General features: G+C 51.5%; 21 protein-coding genes, 1 tRNA gene and 2 rRNA genes. 6 read left to right on the forward strand and 18 right to left on the reverse strand.

Translation table 11 applies throughout. The annotated features are described in order from the left end of the window. Positions 1-56 precede the first annotated feature (56 nt). The 3 genes from AC4OVU_RS19880 to AC4OVU_RS19890 form a co-directional block, all read right to left on the reverse strand. Positions 57-2962: ribosomal RNA gene (locus AC4OVU_RS19880) — 23S ribosomal RNA — on the reverse strand. Between the two features lie 183 nt (positions 2963-3145). Further along, positions 3146-3221, reverse strand: a tRNA-Glu gene (locus tag AC4OVU_RS19885). An 84-nt stretch (positions 3222-3305) separates the two neighbouring features. Further along, a 16S ribosomal RNA gene (locus AC4OVU_RS19890) occupies positions 3306-4847 on the reverse strand. The 16S and 23S rRNA genes sit together here with 1 tRNA gene alongside, the layout of an rRNA operon. A gap of 477 nt (positions 4848-5324) precedes the next feature. On the opposite strand from AC4OVU_RS19890, the gene AC4OVU_RS19895 reads away from it, so the two are divergent. After that, positions 5325-5879 (forward strand): gamma carbonic anhydrase family protein, encoded by a 555-nt coding sequence (locus AC4OVU_RS19895; protein ID WP_023295516.1) that lies wholly within the window; start codon positions 5325-5327, stop codon positions 5877-5879. Here AC4OVU_RS19895 and AC4OVU_RS19900 read toward each other — a convergent pair. Genes AC4OVU_RS19900 through dprA form a run of 6 tightly spaced genes read right to left on the reverse strand, consistent with a single transcriptional unit; the run spans position 5855 to position 9638 of the window. After that, a complete protein-coding gene (locus AC4OVU_RS19900; protein ID WP_015571398.1) occupies positions 5855-6103 on the reverse strand; it encodes a DUF1488 family protein in 249 nt (82 codons plus the stop codon). The two genes, AC4OVU_RS19895 and AC4OVU_RS19900, sit on opposite strands and share 25 nt — an antisense overlap. Beyond that, the gene (aroE, locus tag AC4OVU_RS19905; RefSeq protein ID WP_032104911.1) at positions 6100-6918 is read right to left on the reverse strand and encodes a shikimate dehydrogenase; all 819 of its coding nucleotides are present in this window, start codon (positions 6916-6918) and stop codon (positions 6100-6102) included. Before aroE ends, AC4OVU_RS19900 begins: the two co-directional genes overlap by 4 nt. 4 nt (positions 6919-6922) lie before the next feature. Continuing rightward, positions 6923-7495: an L-threonylcarbamoyladenylate synthase type 1 TsaC gene (gene tsaC, locus AC4OVU_RS19910; protein WP_017383724.1), complete on the reverse strand. Its 573-nt coding sequence runs from the start codon at positions 7493-7495 to the stop codon at positions 6923-6925. Then, positions 7488-8042, reverse strand: coding sequence for a DNA topoisomerase family protein (locus tag AC4OVU_RS19915; RefSeq protein WP_032649692.1), 555 nt, complete (start codon positions 8040-8042; stop codon positions 7488-7490). Before AC4OVU_RS19915 ends, tsaC begins: the two co-directional genes overlap by 8 nt. A 26-nt stretch (positions 8043-8068) precedes the next feature. Further along, complete coding sequence (smg, locus tag AC4OVU_RS19920) at positions 8069-8542, reverse strand: DUF494 family protein Smg (protein WP_000460665.1); 474 nt, start codon at positions 8540-8542, stop codon at positions 8069-8071. Beyond that, positions 8514-9638, reverse strand: a complete 1125-nt coding sequence (gene dprA / locus AC4OVU_RS19925; RefSeq protein WP_110293174.1) for a DNA-protecting protein DprA — start codon at positions 9636-9638, stop codon at positions 8514-8516. The genes smg and dprA overlap by 29 nt, the downstream gene beginning before the upstream one ends. Before the next feature lie 127 nt (positions 9639-9765). Between dprA and def the strand changes: the two genes are divergently transcribed. The 5 genes from def to mscL all read left to right on the forward strand — a co-directional run bounded on the left by def (position 9766) and on the right by mscL (position 14545). Next, complete coding sequence (def, locus tag AC4OVU_RS19930; RefSeq protein WP_006812188.1) at positions 9766-10275, forward strand: peptide deformylase; 510 nt, start codon at positions 9766-9768, stop codon at positions 10273-10275. Positions 10276-10299: 24 nt separating this feature from the next. After that, a complete protein-coding gene (gene fmt / locus AC4OVU_RS19935; protein ID WP_017383727.1) occupies positions 10300-11247 on the forward strand; it encodes a methionyl-tRNA formyltransferase in 948 nt (315 codons plus the stop codon). Between the two features lie 52 nt (positions 11248-11299). Continuing rightward, positions 11300-12586, forward strand: a complete 1287-nt coding sequence (gene rsmB, locus AC4OVU_RS19940) for a 16S rRNA (cytosine(967)-C(5))-methyltransferase RsmB (RefSeq protein WP_129541191.1) — start codon at positions 11300-11302, stop codon at positions 12584-12586. A 22-nt stretch (positions 12587-12608) separates the two neighbouring features. Beyond that, complete coding sequence (gene trkA / locus AC4OVU_RS19945) at positions 12609-13985, forward strand: Trk system potassium transporter TrkA (protein ID WP_491928777.1); 1377 nt, start codon at positions 12609-12611, stop codon at positions 13983-13985. A 146-nt stretch (positions 13986-14131) separates the two neighbouring features. Beyond that, complete coding sequence (mscL, locus tag AC4OVU_RS19950; RefSeq protein ID WP_003863335.1) at positions 14132-14545, forward strand: large-conductance mechanosensitive channel protein MscL; 414 nt, start codon at positions 14132-14134, stop codon at positions 14543-14545. Here mscL and AC4OVU_RS19955 read toward each other — a convergent pair whose 3' ends face one another. From AC4OVU_RS19955 to rpmJ, 9 genes are all read right to left on the reverse strand, one after another. Further along, positions 14546-14761: an alternative ribosome-rescue factor A gene (locus AC4OVU_RS19955; RefSeq protein ID WP_017383729.1), complete on the reverse strand. Its 216-nt coding sequence runs from the start codon at positions 14759-14761 to the stop codon at positions 14546-14548. Between the two features lie 57 nt (positions 14762-14818). Next, positions 14819-15244 (reverse strand): Zn(2+)-responsive transcriptional regulator, encoded by a 426-nt coding sequence (zntR, locus tag AC4OVU_RS19960; RefSeq protein WP_110293171.1) that lies wholly within the window; start codon positions 15242-15244, stop codon positions 14819-14821. 2 nt (positions 15245-15246) lie between these two features. Further along, a complete protein-coding gene (locus AC4OVU_RS19965) occupies positions 15247-15615 on the reverse strand; it encodes a DnaJ family domain-containing protein (protein ID WP_023295520.1) in 369 nt (122 codons plus the stop codon). A 107-nt stretch (positions 15616-15722) separates the two neighbouring features. After that, entirely contained in the window at positions 15723-16106 is a 384-nt protein-coding gene (gene rplQ / locus AC4OVU_RS19970; protein WP_001216368.1) for a 50S ribosomal protein L17, read from the reverse strand. A gap of 40 nt (positions 16107-16146) precedes the next feature. Then, positions 16147-17136 carry a DNA-directed RNA polymerase subunit alpha gene (locus AC4OVU_RS19975; RefSeq protein ID WP_002919219.1) on the reverse strand — a complete coding sequence of 330 codons (990 nt, stop codon included), beginning with the start codon at positions 17134-17136 and terminating at the stop codon, positions 16147-16149. Positions 17137-17161: 25 nt separating this feature from the next. Further along, positions 17162-17782, reverse strand: coding sequence for a 30S ribosomal protein S4 (gene rpsD / locus AC4OVU_RS19980; RefSeq protein ID WP_003863314.1), 621 nt, complete (start codon positions 17780-17782; stop codon positions 17162-17164). Positions 17783-17814: 32 nt separating this feature from the next. Then, positions 17815-18204: a 30S ribosomal protein S11 gene (gene rpsK / locus AC4OVU_RS19985; protein ID WP_003863312.1), complete on the reverse strand. Its 390-nt coding sequence runs from the start codon at positions 18202-18204 to the stop codon at positions 17815-17817. Positions 18205-18220: 16 nt separating this feature from the next. Continuing rightward, positions 18221-18577, reverse strand: coding sequence for a 30S ribosomal protein S13 (rpsM, locus tag AC4OVU_RS19990; RefSeq protein WP_003863308.1), 357 nt, complete (start codon positions 18575-18577; stop codon positions 18221-18223). A gap of 146 nt (positions 18578-18723) precedes the next feature. Beyond that, positions 18724-18840 (reverse strand): 50S ribosomal protein L36, encoded by a 117-nt coding sequence (gene rpmJ, locus AC4OVU_RS19995; RefSeq protein ID WP_000868187.1) that lies wholly within the window; start codon positions 18838-18840, stop codon positions 18724-18726. Positions 18841-18851: the final 11 nt, after the last annotated feature.

Consider the following 18851-nt stretch of genomic DNA (forward strand, 5'->3'; position numbering starts at 1 on the left):
GTATCAAAGCTGAAATTTGATTGTCTGTCTCTTCGCCAAAACACCTTCGGCGTTGTAAGGTTAAGCCTCACGGTTCATTAGTATCGGTTAGCTCAACGCATCGCTGCGCTTACACACCCGACCTATCAACGTCATCGTCTTTAACGTTCCTTCAGGAGACTTAAAGTCTCAGGGAGAACTCATCTCGGGGCAAGTTTCGTGCTTAGATGCTTTCAGCACTTATCTCTTCCGCATTTAGCTACCGGGCAGTGCCATTGGCATGACAACCCGAACACCAGTGATGCGTCCACTCCGGTCCTCTCGTACTAGGAGCAGCCCCCCTCAATTCTCCAGCGCCCACGGCAGATAGGGACCGAACTGTCTCACGACGTTCTAAACCCAGCTCGCGTACCACTTTAAATGGCGAACAGCCATACCCTTGGGACCTACTTCAGCCCCAGGATGTGATGAGCCGACATCGAGGTGCCAAACACCGCCGTCGATATGAACTCTTGGGCGGTATCAGCCTGTTATCCCCGGAGTACCTTTTATCCGTTGAGCGATGGCCCTTCCATTCAGAACCACCGGATCACTATGACCTGCTTTCGCACCTGCTCGCGCCGTCACGCTCGCAGTCAAGCTGGCTTATGCCATTGCACTAACCTCCTGATGTCCGACCAGGATTAGCCAACCTTCGTGCTCCTCCGTTACTCTTTGGGAGGAGACCGCCCCAGTCAAACTACCCACCAGACACTGTCCGCAACCCGGATTACGGGTCTACGTTAGAACACCAGCCATTAAAGGGTGGTATTTCAAGGTTGGCTCCACGCAGACTGGCGTCCACGCTTCAAAGCCTCCCACCTATCCTACACATCAAGGACCAGTGTTCAGTGTCAAGCTATAGTAAAGGTTCACGGGGTCTTTCCGTCTTGCCGCGGGTACACTGCATCTTCACAGCGAGTTCAATTTCACTGAGTCTCGGGTGGAGACAGCCTGGCCATCATTACGCCATTCGTGCAGGTCGGAACTTACCCGACAAGGAATTTCGCTACCTTAGGACCGTTATAGTTACGGCCGCCGTTTACCGGGGCTTCGATCAAGAGCTTCGCGTTGCCGCTAACCCCATCAATTAACCTTCCGGCACCGGGCAGGCGTCACACCGTATACGTCCACTTTCGTGTTTGCACAGTGCTGTGTTTTTAATAAACAGTTGCAGCCAGCTGGTATCTTCGACTGATTTCAGCTCCACCCGCAGGGGCTTCACCTACACATCAGCGTGCCTTCTCCCGAAGTTACGGCACCATTTTGCCTAGTTCCTTCACCCGAGTTCTCTCAAGCGCCTTGGTATTCTCTACCTGACCACCTGTGTCGGTTTGGGGTACGATTTCGTGTTACCTGATGCTTAGAGGCTTTTCCTGGAAGCAGGGCATTTATCACTTCAGCACCGTAGTGCCTCGTCATCACACCTCAGCGTTAATAAGGTACCGGATTTACCTGGAACCTCCGCCTACATGCTTAAACCGGGACAACCGTCGCCCGGCTGACATAGCCTTCTCCGTCCCCCCTTCGCAGTAACACCAAGTACAGGAATATTAACCTGTTTCCCATCGACTACGCCTTTCGGCCTCGCCTTAGGGGTCGACTCACCCTGCCCCGATTAACGTTGGACAGGAACCCTTGGTCTTCCGGCGAGCGGGCTTTTCACCCGCTTTATCGTTACTTATGTCAGCATTCGCACTTCTGATACCTCCAGCATGCCTCACAGCACACCTTCAACGGCTTACAGAACGCTCCCCTACCCAACAACACATAAGTGTCGCTGCCGCAGCTTCGGTGCATGGTTTAGCCCCGTTACATCTTCCGCGCAGGCCGACTCGACCAGTGAGCTATTACGCTTTCTTTAAATGATGGCTGCTTCTAAGCCAACATCCTGGCTGTCTGTGCCTTCCCACATCGTTTCCCACTTAACCATGACTTTGGGACCTTAGCTGGCGGTCTGGGTTGTTTCCCTCTTCACGACGGACGTTAGCACCCGCCGTGTGTCTCCCGTGATAACATTCTTCGGTATTCGTAGTTTGCATCGGGTTGGTAAGCCGGGATGGCCCCCTAGCCGAAACAGTGCTCTACCCCCGAAGATGAGTTCACGAGGCGCTACCTAAATAGCTTTCGGGGAGAACCAGCTATCTCCCGGTTTGATTGGCCTTTCACCCCCAGCCACAGGTCATCCGCTAATTTTTCAACATTAGTCGGTTCGGTCCTCCAGTTAGTGTTACCCAACCTTCAACCTGCCCATGGCTAGATCACCGGGTTTCGGGTCTATACCCTGCAACTTAACGCCCAGTTAAGACTCGGTTTCCCTTCGGCTCCCCTATACGGTTAACCTTGCTACAGAATATAAGTCGCTGACCCATTATACAAAAGGTACGCAGTCACCCCATAAAGAGGCTCCCACTGCTTGTACGTACACGGTTTCAGGTTCTTTTTCACTCCCCTCGCCGGGGTTCTTTTCGCCTTTCCCTCACGGTACTGGTTCACTATCGGTCAGTCAGGAGTATTTAGCCTTGGAGGATGGTCCCCCCATATTCAGACAGGATACCACGTGTCCCGCCCTACTCTTCGAGTTCACAGCATGTGCATTTTCGTGTACGGGACTATCACCCTGTACCGTCGGACTTTCCAGACCGTTCCACTAACACACAAGCTGATTCAGACTCCGGGCTGCTCCCCGTTCGCTCGCCGCTACTGGGGGAATCTCGGTTGATTTCTTTTCCTCGGGGTACTTAGATGTTTCAGTTCCCCCGGTTCGCCTCGTTAACCTATGTATTCAGCTAACGATAGTGCAACGGATTGCACTGGGTTTCCCCATTCGGACATCGCCGGGTCAAGGGTTCATATCACCTCGCCGGCGCTTTTCGCAGATTAGCACGTCCTTCATCGCCTCTGACTGCCAGGGCATCCACCGTGTACGCTTAGTCGCTTAACCTCACAACCCGAAGATGTTTCATCTTCTGATTGCGAAAATTTGAGAGACTCGAACACACATGAGCTGTGTGTCGTTTCAATTTTCAGCTTGATCCAGATTTTTAAAGAGCAAATATCTCAAACATGACTCGCAAGTCAGTTTTGAGATATGACGGCAGGTGACTTTCACTCACGAACCAGCAAGTGGCGTCCCCTAGGGGATTCGAACCCCTGTTACCGCCGTGAAAGGGCGGTGTCCTGGGCCTCTAGACGAAGGGGACGTACAGTCTCAATCGCAAGACGCCTTGCTATTTACTTTTCATCAGACAATCTGTGTGGACACTACAAAGGCAGGTTCTTTAAGGTAAGGAGGTGATCCAACCGCAGGTTCCCCTACGGTTACCTTGTTACGACTTCACCCCAGTCATGAATCACAAAGTGGTAAGCGCCCTCCCGAAGGTTAAGCTACCTACTTCTTTTGCAACCCACTCCCATGGTGTGACGGGCGGTGTGTACAAGGCCCGGGAACGTATTCACCGTGGCATTCTGATCCACGATTACTAGCGATTCCGACTTCATGGAGTCGAGTTGCAGACTCCAATCCGGACTACGACGCACTTTATGAGGTCCGCTTGCTCTCGCGAGGTCGCTTCTCTTTGTATGCGCCATTGTAGCACGTGTGTAGCCCTACTCGTAAGGGCCATGATGACTTGACGTCATCCCCACCTTCCTCCAGTTTATCACTGGCAGTCTCCTTTGAGTTCCCGGCCGGACCGCTGGCAACAAAGGATAAGGGTTGCGCTCGTTGCGGGACTTAACCCAACATTTCACAACACGAGCTGACGACAGCCATGCAGCACCTGTCTCAGAGTTCCCGAAGGCACCAAAGCATCTCTGCTAAGTTCTCTGGATGTCAAGAGTAGGTAAGGTTCTTCGCGTTGCATCGAATTAAACCACATGCTCCACCGCTTGTGCGGGCCCCCGTCAATTCATTTGAGTTTTAACCTTGCGGCCGTACTCCCCAGGCGGTCGACTTAACGCGTTAGCTCCGGAAGCCACGCCTCAAGGGCACAACCTCCAAGTCGACATCGTTTACGGCGTGGACTACCAGGGTATCTAATCCTGTTTGCTCCCCACGCTTTCGCACCTGAGCGTCAGTCTTTGTCCAGGGGGCCGCCTTCGCCACCGGTATTCCTCCAGATCTCTACGCATTTCACCGCTACACCTGGAATTCTACCCCCCTCTACAAGACTCTAGCCTGCCAGTTTCGAATGCAGTTCCCAGGTTGAGCCCGGGGATTTCACATCCGACTTGACAGACCGCCTGCGTGCGCTTTACGCCCAGTAATTCCGATTAACGCTTGCACCCTCCGTATTACCGCGGCTGCTGGCACGGAGTTAGCCGGTGCTTCTTCTGCGGGTAACGTCAATCGACAAGGTTATTAACCTTATCGCCTTCCTCCCCGCTGAAAGTACTTTACAACCCGAAGGCCTTCTTCATACACGCGGCATGGCTGCATCAGGCTTGCGCCCATTGTGCAATATTCCCCACTGCTGCCTCCCGTAGGAGTCTGGACCGTGTCTCAGTTCCAGTGTGGCTGGTCATCCTCTCAGACCAGCTAGGGATCGTCGCCTAGGTGAGCCGTTACCCCACCTACTAGCTAATCCCATCTGGGCACATCCGATGGCAAGAGGCCCGAAGGTCCCCCTCTTTGGTCTTGCGACATTATGCGGTATTAGCTACCGTTTCCAGTAGTTATCCCCCTCCATCAGGCAGTTTCCCAGACATTACTCACCCGTCCGCCACTCGTCAGCAAAGCAGCAAGCTGCTTCCTGTTACCGTTCGACTTGCATGTGTTAGGCCTGCCGCCAGCGTTCAATCTGAGCCATGATCAAACTCTTCAATTTAAAAGTTTGATGCTCAATGAATTAAACTTCGTAATGAATTACGTGTTCACTCGTTGAGACTTGGTATTCATTTAGTGTCCGAGGACATTAAGAATCCATGTCACTTTGAGTGCCCACACAGATTGTCTGATAAATTGTTAAAGAGCAGTTGCGACGCGCTTCAGCGCGCTGTCGCGAGGTGGCGTATATTACGCTTTCCTCTTTCAGAGTCAACCCGTTATTTCAGGATTTTTTCTCTTCAGCCGACCGGGTTATCTGTGAAGTGATTCACATCCGCCGTGTCGATGGAGGCGCATTATAGGGATCCCAGTTTTTAGCACAAGTATTTTTTAGATCTTTTTTTCCAACTGATGATTTTCCGTTCTTTTCGCTGAAAACCCACCCGATCCGCTTAAAAATTGACGCATTTTGCCTTGCCTCGATCCAGGAATACGATCAAAGTCTTCTTTAATAGCGCTCATCTGTATCGAGGTAGATATGTTTGCAGTATTACGTCCTTATAAAGATCTGTTCCCCCAAAAAGGCGATCGCGTGATGATCGATACCAGCAGCGTGGTCATTGGTGATGTTCGCATGGCCGAGGATGTCAGCATCTGGCCACTCGTCGCGATCCGGGGCGATGTTAACTACGTTGCGATCGGTGCACGCACCAATATTCAGGACGGCAGCGTGCTGCATGTGACTCATAAGTCATCTTATAACCCTGAGGGCAATCCGCTCATCATTGGGGAAGATGTCACCGTCGGTCATAAAGTGATGCTCCACGGCTGCACAATCGGTAACAGGGTGCTCGTTGGGATGGGATCGATTTTGCTGGATGGCGTCATAGTAGAAGATGACGTAATGATTGGCGCAGGAAGCCTTGTTCCGCAAAACAAACGTCTGGAAAGTGGCTATCTCTATTTAGGCAGTCCGGTTAAACAGATCCGCCCCCTAAAAGAGGCGGAGATCGAAGGATTGAAATACTCAGCGAACAATTACGTTAAATGGAAGAATGACTATCTGGATCAGGATAACCAGACCCAACCCTGATCGTCTTCCTGCTGATCGCGGATCAAATCGCTGGCTTCCTCTTCCAGATCCCAGCGATTTTCGCAAAAGACCGCTAACGGATCTGAACCACCAAAGCGCTGATGCAACGTCTCCCCTTTAATCGCACAGGTGAGCTGCATTCCATGCACCAGCACCGGGAAACAAACCGCTTGCTTATTTTCATCCCAGATTTCTCTGTCGGGAAAATGAATCGCCTGATTCATGCCATCAGTTCCTGTTTCAGCTTTTCGATCACCGGTTCTACAGCAGGTAACACGCCATGCCAGAGTAGCACCGCATGAGCCGCCTGCCCCACCAGCATGCCCAGACCATCAGCCACGTGTTTTGCCCCCTGTTGTTCACACCAGGTCAGAAATGGCGTTTTCCCTTTTTGATAAAACATGTCATAGGCGTAGATGTGGGAATGAACCAGGGATGCAGGAATCGCCGGGATCTCTCCATTAATGCCGCTTGAGGTGGCATTAATCACAAGATCAAATTCGTGACTCGCGAGATCGTCAAGTGCTACCGCAGTTACGCTGCCTGTGTGTGCGAACAACGCCGCCAGTTCTTCTGCTCTGGAGAAGGTACGGTTGGTGATTGTCACCGCACAATCCAGCGAAAGAAGAGGAAGCAATACGCCGCGCGACGCGCCACCCGCGCCGATCAGCAGGATCCGAAAGCCTGGTTTAATAAACGACAGTCGTTCCAGATCGCTGAGTAAACCTATGCCATCGGTGTTATCGCCCAGAAGGCGACCATCTTCAAGCCGCTTAAGGGTATTGACGGCACCAGCGAGCGACGCACGCTCGGTCAGCTCATCCGCACGCCCGAAAGCCTCTTCTTTAAAAGGCACCGTGACGTTCGCACCTTTACCACCCGCATCAAAAAAGCTATTCAGCGTCGGTATAAATGCATCAACAGGCGCAAGAACCCGACCATACGGGTGATCTATCTGCAATTGCTCTGCAAACAGCTGATGGATCAGAGGCGACTTGCTGTGCGCGATCGGGTTACCAAAAACAGCATAGGTTTCCATAACATTATCCCTGGCGAAAACGTTCGCCGGTCAAGGCATCGCGAATTTCTGACGGGTTAAGACGCCCCCCGGTTTCACCCACGGCTACAGGGAAATCATTCCCGAACTGCGCCAGAACTTCTTCTGTTGTCCGACAAGGGGGAAGCCCGGTCAGGTTGGCGCTGGTTGAAACCAGGGGTTTACCAAATGCCTGGCATAACTCCACCACCAAGGGATGGTCGGTAACGCGTACCGCGAGTGAATCGAAACGCCCGGTTAGCCAGCGCGGCGTTGTCGGTTGTGCAGGGAAAACAAACGTCACGGGACCAGGCCACGCAGAGAAAATGGTTTCCCGCTGTGCAGGTGTCAGCATGGAATCATCAATATAAGGCTTAAGCTGCTCGTAGTTCGCAGCGATCAAAATCAATCCTTTTTCGACAGGCCGCTGTTTTAGCGCCAGCAGACGGTTAACGGCGACTTCGCTGTCAGGATCGCACCCGACCCCGAAAACGGCTTCTGTTGGATAGGCGATGACTTCTTCTTTTTTCAGGATGTCCACCGCCTGCGCGATGGAGCCTGATGGCAGGTTATTATTCACTGATTTGATCCGCCGAAACCGGCTTTCCACATTGTTTACTGGCGCAAAAGCGTTTCAAGCCTTGCGCGGTTTTCTTTTCTATAAGTAACGGATAATCGCAATGAGGGCAGACGCCCGCTACTGGTTTGAAATTGATAACGAACTGACATTCAGGATAGCGATCGCACGAATGGAAGGTCTTGCCATAACGAGAGCGGCGCTGCACCAATTGACCACGCTGGCACTGAGGGCAGGCAATTGCCGTTTCATCTGGTTTATCAATTTGTTCCGTATGTTCACATTCCGGATAGCGGCTGCATCCGATAAACATCCCGAACCGCCCCTGCCGCAGCGCCAGTTCGCCGCCACAGAGTGGACAAAGCTGTCCCTCCAGAATTTTGACGATATGTCCGTCCGCCTGGCTTTTCAGGGGACGGACATAATCACATTCCGGATAGCGTGAACAACCGAGAAACGGACCGTGTTTCCCGGACCGAATAACAAGTTCAGCCCCACACTGTGGGCAGGGCTCGTTTTTATGCACCGTGAAGAGTGCTGATTTGGCCATAACAACTCTTGTTGCTGCACATAGAATTAATGCAGCATACCTTCATTCACTTCAAAGAGTAATTCTTCCATTTGCTGATAGGCATTTTCACAGCCTGGGATGTTGAACAGAACCATCAGGATCACCCATTTGAGATCTTCCAGTTCAAACTCAGCAGTATCCAGCGCCATGACGCGCTCTATCACCATCTCTCTCGTTTCGAGGTTTAGCACCTGAATCTGCTCGAGGAATAAAATGAATCCCCGGCAGCTGGCATCCAGCCTTTCACACTCTTCAGCTGTATAGATGCGCACAGACAATGGGTCAGAAGCAAGCTGCATCGGTTCGGCGAGGCCGTCCTGATAATCAGCCAACTTATCCAGCCACATCAACGCATTATAAATATCTTCCCGCTCAAAACCTGCGTCGGTCAGATCCCGTGTTAATTTGTCCTGATCCACCTGCATTTCTGCTTCGTTGTGGATGTAAGTCTCAAACAAATACATCAGTACGTCGAACATGGCATGCCCTCCTTAATCGGACATAGCCGCCGGGTACAGCTGCGATCCACCCTGCTAACTCCAGTTCGAGTAGCTGTGCTACCGTTACTGGCACAGGTTGGCCGGCACGTTCAGCGACAACGTCAACAGGTGTTACCTCATCTCCTACGTTAGCCAGGAGCTTGGGAAATGGCAATGCTACTGCCTCCTGATCCGATGAAATATGTCGCTTTTGGAGATCATCCTGCAACCAATGCAATCCATACTGCAAATTTTCCAGGATATCCTCTTTACAGGTCACCAGCGTCGCCCCCTGTTTTATCAGCCAGTGAGGGCCTTCGCAGCCAGGGTTCCCCAACGGGCCGGGTAGCGCAAAAACTTCACGCCCCTGCTCCAGTGCGCACCTTGCGGTAACCAGCGATCCACTCCGAATCGCAGCTTCGACCACCAGCACGCCCTGGCTTAACCCACTGATGATCCGGTTACGCCGTGGAAAGTTACCCGGTCTGGGCGATGTCGAAAGTGAAAACTCAGACACTATCGCCCCCTCTGAAGCGATAAGATGCTCAGCCAGAATGTGATGACGACGCGGATAGAGACTAAAAAGACCATTGCCAAGCACAGCGACACTTCGCCCTTTTGCTGACAACGCCGCATGATGTGCCACACCATCGATGCCGCAAGCCAGGCCACTGGTGATCGTAAAGCCACATTGGGACAGCTGTTCACTCAGCATTTTCCCCCACCGCTCGCCATACCACGAGGGCGCACGGCTGCCCACAACCGCAAGCTGCATGCTATTAAGCACGTCAACGCGGCCTCGCACAAATAGCGCCCCGGGAAAATCAGGTATAGAACGTAACAATGGCGGAAAGCGAGGATCATCCGCTGTGAGAAGGTGGTTGTCGGTGTGTTCCAGCCATTCCAGACTACGTTCAAGCTCACTCTCACTGAACGAAAAAAACTTTACGGCATGTTTGGGCGAAAGCCCTGACGCGTTGACAGCTTCAGCATCGACGGTTGCCTGGCGAAGCAGCCTCTGCGCAATCTCCAGCATCGCGTCACCGTATAACGACCCGATGTTTATAAGCCGTAACCATATCTCTGTGGACGTCATCCTTTTCTCTGCCATAAGCAGCCTCAGCAATCTTTGCGATTGGTCACTGATGCTGTCAATCGACCGGGGATTTGTCTAGAATAGAAGTAATATTCTTATCAACTCCTGAACACGACTCTGGAAATTTATGGCAGTTTTGCAAGTGTTACATATTCCTGACGAGCGCCTTCGCATCGTCGCGGAACCGGTTAAAGAAGTGAATGCAGAAATTCAGCGTATCGTCGATGATATGTTCGATACCATGTACGCTGAAGAAGGCATTGGCCTTGCCGCGACCCAGGTAGACATTCACAAACGTATTATTGTGATCGACGTTTCTGAAAATCGCGATGAGCGCCTGGTGCTGATTAACCCTGAGCTGCTGGAAAAAAGCGGCGAAACAGGTATTGAGGAAGGCTGTCTGTCTATCCCTGAACAGCGCGCTTTGGTGCCACGTGCCGAAAAAGTTAAAATCCGCGCACTGGATCGTGACGGCAATCCGTTTGAGCTGGAAGCCGACGATCTGCTGGCGATTTGCATTCAGCATGAGATGGATCACCTGGTCGGTAAACTGTTTATCGATTACCTCTCACCACTGAAGCAACAGCGTATTCGTCAGAAAGTTGAGAAACTGGATCGTTTGCGTTCTCGCGCTTAACGCCCCCCGGATACAAGGAATAACGTGTCTACATCACTACGTATAATCTTCGCGGGTACCCCTGATTTTGCAGCGCGTCATCTCGACGCGCTGCTATCGTCTGGTCATCAGATTGTTGGCGTATTTACTCAGCCGGACCGTCCGGCTGGCCGCGGTAAAAAACTGATGCCTGGCCCGGTTAAAGTGCTGGCAGAAACGCATGGTTTACCGGTATTCCAGCCTGCGTCATTACGACCTCAGGAAAACCAGCAGTTAGTGGCAGATCTGAACGCTGACGTGATGGTAGTTGTGGCTTACGGCCTCATTCTGCCGAAAGCGGTACTCGATATGCCCCGCCTGGGCTGTGTTAACGTTCATGGTTCTTTGCTCCCACGCTGGCGTGGTGCAGCCCCTATTCAGCGCGCTCTGTGGGCAGGCGATGCTGAAACTGGCGTGACAATCATGAAGATGGACGTAGGTTTAGACACGGGCGACATGCTGTATAAACTGGCGTGTCCCATCACCGCAGGAGATACCAGCGCCACGCTGTATGACAAGCTGGCGGATCTCGGCCCACAGGGGCTGATTGAGACGCTGCAACAGCTTGCTGACAATACAGCGACACCTGAAGTGCAGGATGAGGCACAGGTGACCTATGCTGAAAAACTGAGTAAAGAAGAAGCCCGGATCGACTGGTCCCTGTCAGCAGCTCAACTCGAACGCTGCATCCGCGCCTTTAATCCATGGCCGATGAGCTGGTTGATGATTGATGAGCAGCCAGTGAAAGTCTGGAAAGCTTCAGTTATTAACGGCAATACTTCGGCAGAGCCCGGTACGATTATCGACGCCAGCAAAAACGGTATCCAGGTTGCGACCGGAGAAGGGATCCTGAATCTTGAATCGCTGCAACCGGCCGGTAAAAAGGCAATGAGCGCGCAGGATCTATTAAATTCCCGTCGTGAATGGTTCATCCCTGGCAATCGCCTTGCCTGAACAAATTTACTCTTAAGGCCCGGTGTTTCCGGGCATTTTTATTTTTACGGTTATGAAAAGACAAAATCTACGCACTATGGCGGCTCAGGCCGTTGAGCAGGTTATTGAGCAGGGCCAGTCACTGAGTAATGTCCTGCCTGCACTGCAACAAAAGGTTTCCGATAAAGACAAAGCCCTGCTTCAGGAGCTGTGCTTTGGCGTGCTGCGCACCCTCTCTCAGCTTGAATGGTTAATTAATAAGCTGATGTCACGCCCGATGAGCGGCAAGCAGCGTACCGTGCATTATTTGATCATGGTCGGTTTCTACCAGCTTCTTCATACCCGCATTCCACCTCATGCTGCGCTGGCTGAGACAGTGGAGGGTGCCGTTTCGATTAAACGTCCCCAGCTGAAAGGATTGATTAACGGCGTGCTGCGTCAGTTCCAGCGTCAGCAGGACGAACTGCTGGCAGAATTTGCGCAAAGCGAATCGCGCTTCCTGCACCCTGAATGGCTGCTGAATCGCCTTAAAAAAGCCTACCCACAGCAATGGCAAGACATTGTGGATGCCAATAACCAACGTCCGCCGATGTGGTTACGCGTCAATCGTAACCATCATACCCGCGACGCATGGCTGGCCCTGCTGGAAGAGGCCGGAATGAGCGGCTTCACACACGCTGCTTATCCTGATGCGGTTCGTTTAGCCTCCCCTGCACCGGTACATGCATTACCCGGTTTTGAAGAGGGCTGGGTAACGGTACAGGACGCATCCGCTCAGGGCTGCATGACCTGGCTTGAACCGAAAGACGGGGAGCAGATCCTTGATCTCTGTGCAGCGCCAGGGGGGAAAACAACGCATATTCTGGAAGTGGCGCCGCAGGCCAGCGTGATGGCCGTGGATGTTGATGAGCAGCGTCTTTCACGCGTCTATGACAACCTCAAGCGTCTGGGTATGAAAGCTCAGGTTAAGCAAGGCGATGGACGTAAACCCGCAGACTGGTGTGGTGATACCAGGTTCGATCGTATTTTGCTGGACGCCCCTTGCTCAGCAACTGGCGTGATTCGTCGTCATCCCGATATCAAATGGCTGCGTCGCGATCGTGATATCAAGGAGCTTGCCCAGTTGCAATCCGAAATTCTGGATGCCATCTGGCCGCATCTCAAACCCGGCGGAACCCTGGTGTATGCAACCTGCTCTGTTCTTCCGGAAGAGAACCGTCAGCAAATTGCGGCTTTCCTGAAACGCACCCCGGACGCTACGCTGCATGATACGGGAACACCTGAGCACCCGGGTCTGCAAAACCTGCCGGGCGCAGAAGAGGGTGATGGTTTCTTTTACGCTAAGCTAATCAAAGAGTGATGTTGAGAACAGGTCACGAAAGATGAAAATTATCATTCTGGGCGCAGGGCAAGTTGGCGGAACGCTGGCGGAAAATCTCGTGGGCGAAAACAACGATATCACCATTGTGGATACCAATGGCGATCGCCTGCGCGTTTTGCAGGACAAGTTTGATCTTCGTGTTGTACAGGGGCACGGCTCTCACCCACGTGTGCTTCGGGAGGCGCGCGCGGACGATGCCGACATGCTGGTTGCAGTAACCAGTTCTGATGAAACCAACATGGTTGCATGTCAGGTGGCCTACTCGCTTTTCAACACACCGAACCGCATCGCCCGCATTCGCTCCCCGGACTATGTCCGGGATGCGGAAAAGCTGTTTAATTCCGAAGCAGTACCTATCGACCATCTTATTGCCCCTGAACAGCTGGTTATCGACAGTATTTATCGTCTGATTGAGTACCCGGGCGCGTTGCAGGTTGTGAACTTTGCGGAAGGAAAAGTAAGCCTGGCGGTTGTGAAGGCTTATTACGGCGGCCCGCTGATTGGTAATGCCCTGTCGACAATGCGCGAGCATATGCCACATATCGATACGCGTGTTGCGGCGATTTTCCGTCACGACAGACCTATTCGTCCGCAAGGGTCCACCATTGTCGAAGCCGGGGATGAAGTCTTCTTTATTGCGGCTTCTCAGCATATCCGTGCGGTGATGAGTGAACTTCAGCGTCTCGAAAAACCGTATAAACGTATTATGCTGGTTGGCGGCGGTAATATTGGCGCAGGTCTGGCGAGACGGCTGGAAAAAGACTACAGCGTGAAGCTGATCGAACGAGATCAACAGCGCGCGTCGGAGCTGGCTGAAAAGCTTCAGAATACTATCGTGTTTTATGGCGATGCTTCGGATCAGGAATTGCTGGCCGAAGAGCATATCGATCAGGTTGATCTTTTTATTGCCGTCACCAACGACGACGAAGCGAATATTATGTCCGCCATGCTCGCTAAACGTATGGGGGCGAAAAAAGTAATGGTGCTTATCCAGCGTAAGGCTTATGTCGACCTGGTACAGGGTAGCGTAATTGATATTGCTATTTCGCCTCAGCAAGCCACCATTTCTGCCCTGCTAAGCCATGTACGTAAAGCGGATATTGTCGGCGTGTCGTCTCTTCGTCGTGGTGTTGCTGAAGCCATTGAAGCCGTCGCTCATGGGGATGAAACGACGTCGCGCGTTGTTGGTCGCGCGATCGACGAAATTAAACTTCCACCAGGCACCATTATCGGCGCCGTAGTGCGAGGTAACGATGTCATGATCGCCAATGATAATTTACGTATTGAGCAGGGTGACCACGTTATTATGTTCCTGACCGATAAAAAATTTATTACCGACGTCGAGCGTTTATTCCAGCCAAGCCCGTTCTTCCTGTAATGATTTGGGTGCTCAGACGAGAGCACCCAAATATTAACCTTCTAATTTTCATGCCTTTTATTTTTCATAACGATTATTTATCCCCAATGGCAATTAGCTAATCATTTGTTAAACTTATAGGCGTCAGCTGGCACAAGGAGAACATAATGAGTTTTATTAAAGAGTTTCGCGAATTTGCGATGCGCGGGAATGTGGTGGATTTGGCTGTGGGTGTCATTATTGGTGCGGCGTTCGGTAAGATCGTTTCATCATTAGTCGCCGACATTATTATGCCGCCGTTAGGACTGTTGATTGGAGGCATTGATTTCAAACAGTTCGCCTTCACCCTTCGGGAGGCTCAGGGCGATATCCCTGCGGTTGTAATGCACTATGGCGTATTCATTCAGAACGTATTTGATTTCGTGATCGTGGCATTTGCCATTTTCATGGCGATCAAACTTATCAACAGACTTAACCGTAAAAAAGAAGAACCGGCTGCTGCCCCGCCAGCACCAACTAAAGAAGAAGTCTTACTGACTGAAATTCGCGATCTGTTAAAAGAGCAGAACAACCGCGTTTGATCAGGCGACAGAAACAGAAAGGCCAGTGGTAAAAAAGCGATTAGCTTGCTTGCCACTGGCCTCCCAGTTACCCCGTTGTGCATGTTTACCTTTACGTAAATAACTCCCTTTTCCTTTCTTGTTCTTCTCAACACGCTGTCTGAAAAGCGGGTCGTGAAGCAATGCCTCAATGGCGTTATCCTTAATTTGTCCCTTCGTATGCTGATAGCGGCTCATCATTTCTCCTGAGCATAGTTAATGTCGGCGGGAGTCTAGTCCCTGGCTGATAAAAAATCAACAACCCTGAGTTTCACTACTGGCGCCCTGTTCAAGAGCTTCCAGTATTGAGCAATAAACACTGCTATGAGCGGTACCGCAGCACGCGTCATTTAACTTTTGCAGAGATCGCTGCATGGCTTGCAGCTCCTGAATGCGTCCTTCAACTTCATCCAGCCGGGCCTGAACGATGCTTTTAGATTCCTGACACGTATGATGTTCAGGATCGATACGGATCGACAGCAGTTCACGGATCGACTCCAGCGTGAAGCCGAGTTGCCGTGCATAGCGGATAAAACGAAGGCGTTGCAGGTCGTTATCCGTATAAAGGCGAAATCCACCTTCCGTTCTGACCTCATGATCGATCATCTGCTGCTTTTCGTAGTAGCGGATAGTATCCGGCGTTACGTTAGCAAGCTTCGCAAGTTCACCTATGCGGTACATGGCTACTCCTCGTTTATTTTTTGCATTAACCTTTCACTGTACTCACCATGCAAAAAGTCAGTATTCATTCCCGTCTGGCGCAGTTTTAGCTCGATGAGCGCCAACCGACGACTGATTTCGGAGTACCGCGGGTCATTCTTATGAATGCCTTTAAGCAGATCGGCAAGCTCGACGGCTTCATTGCGTTGCTGAAGTTCAGGCGGTAAACAACCTGCGTTTTTCAGTAAGCGATAACCGGCCCGTAATTCAGGGGGAATATGTGAATCATCGTCCAGAATCAGCGGCTCACCGCTGCCGGGAAGATTTTCGAACTCGCCTTTGTTTTGGGCATCGCAAATATGGCGTTCAGCCCACTGATCGAGCAACCACATAATGAACTCCAGGGGGTGAGCAGAAAAGATACAGACATTGTAGATAAGTGGAGATTCTGCGGATATAAAAAAACCCGCCGAGGCGGGTTTTTTTACGTTACTACAGATTACTCTGCAGCAGCTTCTGCTTTCTCTGAACGATCAACCAGCTCGATGTAAGCCATCGGCGCGTTGTCGCCTGCACGGAAGCCACACTTCAGAATGCGAGTGTAACCACCGGCACGGCTCGCGAAACGCGGGCCCAGTTCGTTAAACAGTTTTGCCACGATCTCGTTATCACGAGTACGGGCGAATGCCAGACGACGATTAGCAACGCTGTCAGTCTTGGCAAGAGTAATCAGCGGCTCAACTACGCGACGCAGCTCTTTCGCTTTAGGCAGGGTCGTCTTGATGATTTCATGACGAACCAGTGAACCTGCCATGTTGCGGAACATAGCCTGGCGATGGCTGCTGTTGCGGTTCAGTTGACGACCACTCTTACGATGGCGCATGACCTTATCCTTCTCAGTAAAACCTTAACCTGTGATCCGGTTACTCGTCAGCAATGCTTGCTGGTGGCCAGTTTTCCAGGCGCATGCCCAGAGACAGACCACGTGAAGCCAGCACGTCTTTAATCTCGGTAAGAGATTTTTTACCCAGGTTCGGCGTTTTCAGCAACTCAACCTCGGTACGCTGTACCAGATCACCGATATAGTGGATAGCTTCTGCCTTGAGGCAGTTAGCAGAGCGGACAGTCAATTCCAGATCGTCAACAGGGCGCAGCAGGATCGGATCGAATTCTGGTTTCTCTTCTTTCACTTCCGGCTGACGTACATCACGTAAGTCAACGAAAGCTTCCAGTTGTTCTGCCAGGATGGTTGCCGCACGACGAATCGCCTCTTCAGGATCGATTGTGCCATTGGTTTCCATTTCGATGACCAGCTTGTCCAGGTCGGTACGCTGTTCTACACGCGCTGCTTCAACATTGTAGGCAATACGCTCTACAGGGCTGTAGCATGCGTCGACCAGCAGACGGCCGATTGGGCGCTCATCTTCTTCCGAATGAATTCGGGCAGAAGCCGGCACATAACCACGACCGCGCTGAACTTTGATACGCATGCTAATAGCTGCGTTCTCATCGGTCAGGTGGCAGATCACGTGCTGCGGCTTGACGATTTCAACATCACCGTCGTGGGTGATGTCGGCTGCAGTCACAGGGCCAATGCCAGATTTATTCAGAGTAAGAATAACTTCATCTTTACCCTGAACTCTCACCGCCAGCCCTTTCAGGTTGAGCAGGATTTCAAGGATATCTTCCTGAACGCCTTCTTTGGTGCTGTACTCATGAAGTACACCATCAATCTCAACCTCGGTCACCGCGCAACCCGGCATCGATGAGAGCAGAATACGGCGCAGTGCGTTACCCAGAGTATGGCCAAAGCCACGCTCTAAAGGCTCAAGGGTCACCTTGGCGTGCGTCGAACTCACTTGCTCGATATCTACCAGGCGCGGTTTTAGAAACTCTGTCACAGAACCCTGCATTGTGTCCTCTCTTTGGTACTAAGCTTTACTTGGAGTAAAGCTCGACGATCAGGTGTTCGTTAATGTCCGCAGACAGATCAGAACGTTCTGGCTGACGCTTGAACGTACCTTCCATCTTGCCAGCATCAACTTCCAGCCAGGTTGGCTTTTCACGCTGCTCAGCCAGCTCCAGAGCGGCTTTCACGCGAGATTGCTTTTTCGCTTTCTCACGAATGCTAACAACGTCATTCGCTTTAACCTGATAAGAAGCGATGTTAACAACACGACCGTTTACCATGATTGCTTTATGGCTAACCAGCTGGCGTGATTCAGCACGAGTCGCGCCGAAGCCCATACGGTATACAACGTTGTCCAGACGACCTTCCAGCAGAGCCAGCAGGTTTTCACCTGTGTTGCCTTTCAGACGTGCTGCTTCTTTATAGTAGTTACGGAACTGACGCTCCAGCACACCGTAGATACGGCGAACTTTTTGCTTTTCACGCAACTGCACACCATAGTCAGACAGACGCGGTTTACGCGCACCGTGCTGGCCAGGAGCTTGTTCAATTTTACACTTGGTATCGATCGCGCGAACGCCAGACTTAAGGAATAAGTCGGTGCCCTCACGACGGCTCAGCTTGAGCTTAGGACCCAAATATCTTGCCATTTTCTATCTCCAACTAACCTAAAAAACGAGCGTTATACGCGACGTTTTTTCGGCGGACGACAACCGTTATGAGGGATCGGAGTCACATCAGTAATATTCGTGATGCGGAAACCAGCGGCGTTCAGAGCGCGAACAGTAGATTCACGACCCGGACCCGGACCTTTAACCATAACTTCCAGATTCTTGATGCCGTATTCTTTTACGGCTTCAGCGCAACGCTCTGCTGCAACCTGAGCTGCGAACGGAGTGGATTTGCGAGAACCACGGAAACCGGAACCACCGGCTGTTGCCCAACCCAATGCGTTACCCTGACGATCAGTAATAGTAACGATGGTGTTGTTGAAAGAAGCATGGATATGAGCCACGCCGTCAGAGACTTGTTTTCTTACACGTTTACGTGCACGAACTGGTGCCTTTGCCATTATTCAATCACCCCGATTATTTCTTGATCGGTTTGCGCGGACCCTTACGGGTACGTGCGTTGGTCTTAGTACGCTGACCGCGCACTGGCAGACCACGACGATGACGCAAACCGCGATAGCAACCAAGATCCATCAGGCGCTTGATGCTCATGCTGATTTCACGGCGCAGATCACCTTCAACGACAAATTTGGCAACTTCGTCACGCAGCGTGTCGATTTGTTCTTCAGACAGCTCACTGATCTTAACATCTTCAGCGATACCCGCTGCAGCCAGAATGGCTTTAGAACGGGTCTTGCCGACGCCATAGATCGAAGTTAATGCGATCACAGCATGTTTCTGATCAGGAATGTTAATGCCTGCTATACGGGCCACTATGCACTCCTACTATTTAATATGTACGCACCATGCTGAAAAGCCCGTTTTCAGGATACTCAAATGGAAACGTACAGACATACAAAAGATTGGCTGGCTAATCTAGCCAGCTCAACCCAACTTTGCAAGAAAAATATGCGAAATAATCAGCCTTGGCGCTGTTTATGCTTCGGCTCGGCACTGCAAATCACACGGATGACACCATCACGCTTAACGATTTTGCAGTTACGGCATAATTTCTTGACGGAAGCACGAACTTTCATTTTTACTCTCC

The sequence above is a fragment of the Enterobacter sp. 6722112 genome (assembly GCF_058661685.1).